Raw genomic sequence first — 2,243 nt, 5'->3', positions numbered from 1 at the left:
CCATTAAACTTTATACCCTCCCTATGAAATATTATTTGCATTGTTTCCTTTTCGGATTACTCATTATATCTGCCTGTAACAACCCTAAAAATGGAGGCAATACCGCTGAAACAACAAATGATAGTACGGCGAATGCAAAGGCCGAACTTGCAGAAAGTTTTTACAAGAGGTTGGAAGGTACCATTGCAGGGAAAAAAGTAGTGATGCATCTGCAAAAGGTTGATGATGATGTAAGTGGTACCTATTACTATGACGGCTCGTGGCTTAACCTATCAACCGATACTTTAATCGGGAAAGATAGCATTATTCTCACTGAATACAGTTTTTATGAATCATACTTTACTCAGGATTTTAAATCGCCCCATTTAGCCTTAAAATGGAATGGAGATGGTTTTAGTGGCAATTGGGAAAGTGGTGATAAGATCAAAAAATACCCGATAGCTTTAACCGAAAAATACCCTGAGGGCAGTTATCCATTCAGTGCAGGCATTTATAAAGATTCGGTTAAGGCATTTGCCAATCAGCCAAAATCGCCTGCAGCTGAAATTAGCTTTGAATACCTGGAAAGTAAAAACAAGGATGAATATGGCAACTGGCTAAATGTGGAACTTAAAAAAATAGCTGGCATAAAATCTACTGTCGACCGCTCAATCGGTTTCAAAAATATTGCTGCTGCCTATTTCAAAAACTATAAAACGCAAGTTACAGAGCAATCGAAAAATAGCCGTGGCGACGATTTCCAGGCGTGGATGAATTATACCAACAACAGTCAGCAATCGGTTAATTATAACGATAATGGTTATGTAGTGATCGATTTCCTTGCTGATGCTTACACCGGTGGTGCACATGGCAATTACAGCAGCGTAATGTTTTGTTTAGATGTGAAAAACAAAAAACAAATGGTGCTTAACGATATCATCAAAATAGATTCGAATACCTTACAAAGTATTTTAGAACGTAATCTTCGTAAAGAATATAATGTTAAAGCTAAAGATGCACTAAGCACTGTTCTTTTTGATGACTTTATAAAACCGAACAAAAATTTTTATTTTAATGCGAATGGAATTGCTTTTATGTACAACCCATATGAAGTGGCGAGTTATGCACAAGGACAAATTGTAATATTTATTCCTTATTCTGATTTAAAGACTTATTTGGTGCCGGCTTTTGCACAGAGGATGGGAATTAAATAAATTACAGTTGATTATTGCTTAATACGTTAAATGTTAGAACCGGTTAATTGAAAACTTATCATCTGCGTTTATCATCTTAAATCAGCGGGAATAACTATGGATAAATTGTCCCCGCAGATTACACAGATTACGCAGACTTTTAACTCAACTACCTAGTGCAAATTGTAAACTGCCAACTGAAAACTTTACAGGATCTCTTTTACGATATAATCTTTACCATTAAACTTAAAGCTTTCATTTATTGCTTTTCCAATCAAAAACCTTCCGATTGGCGAAGCCTGCGATACTGCAAAGAATTTTTGTCCATCGGTATTAAGTTCACCAGCACTGATGCTAATATAAAAATTACCTTCTGAGGTTAAAACCAAACTTCCGTTTTTAACCAGGCGATCTGATTCTACATTTTCGATCTGTTGTAATGCAATTTTCTGTTGTCCGGCTTCGTACAGTAATTTACTGTTGCGGTCCATCTCCTGCTGCATCATTTCGCGCGTAGTTTCGTATTTATCGCCTGCACTACTTTTTGTATCATCATTCGAAGCTTGCCTGGCCTGTTGCAGAGAATATTCAATATTTTCTATCCTATTTTGAATAAAAGTTAAGCAAAGCTGATAAAGTTTAGATTTTAATGCAGACATATAATAATGGGAAATGTAAACGGATGATATTAAAGGGTAGATAATCTATTTCCTTAAGGCAAAGGCCTGTTTTAAAATAGATTCAATTTTCTTTTTGGGGATATCTTCGAGGTGGTTGATCAATAAAATTTTCATTCTGGCTCTTTTCTCTTGCAACAAATCTTCGTGCTCAATTTTATTTCCATCAACTAAACCGATATAAGGCTGATGGAGCTTTTTGTGTGTCCAAAGATAGCAGAACATTTTTCCTTTATGGTAATAAAAAGGCATCCCATATTTCCAATGCTCTGTAATATCAGTATAGCCCATTAAAAGCGACCTTAAGTACTGAAGGCAACTTTTAATCGACTCATCTTTTTGTTCGAAATAATTATCAAGAGGATTTAACATAATATTAGATGCTGTATAGTCC

Annotated in this window: 3 protein-coding genes; 1 reads left to right on the top strand and 2 read right to left on the bottom strand. The window is 35.5% G+C overall.

Going from position 1 to position 2,243, the window contains the following annotated elements; genetic code table 11:
* On the top strand, positions 1–1,193 hold a 1,193-nt coding region (locus AC1DPQ_RS25530), incomplete at its 5' end, for an RsiV family protein (RefSeq protein WP_477611282.1).
* Between the two features lie 185 nt (positions 1,194–1,378).
* Here the strand turns inward: AC1DPQ_RS25530 and AC1DPQ_RS25525 are convergent.
* Together AC1DPQ_RS25525 and AC1DPQ_RS25520 are read right to left on the bottom strand one after the other, a co-directional pair.
* Positions 1,379–1,831 (bottom strand): hypothetical protein, encoded by a 453-nt coding sequence (locus AC1DPQ_RS25525; RefSeq protein ID WP_057933407.1) that lies wholly within the window; start codon positions 1,829–1,831, stop codon positions 1,379–1,381.
* 45 nt (positions 1,832–1,876) lie between these two features.
* On the bottom strand, positions 1,877–2,243 hold a 367-nt coding region (locus AC1DPQ_RS25520; RefSeq protein ID WP_477611281.1), incomplete at its 5' end, for a DUF1801 domain-containing protein.

This window comes from Pedobacter sp. 01T416_2 (assembly GCF_056398925.1).
Note: the sequence above shows the minus strand (reverse complement) of the source record. Positions and strands in the feature narration are given on the sequence as shown.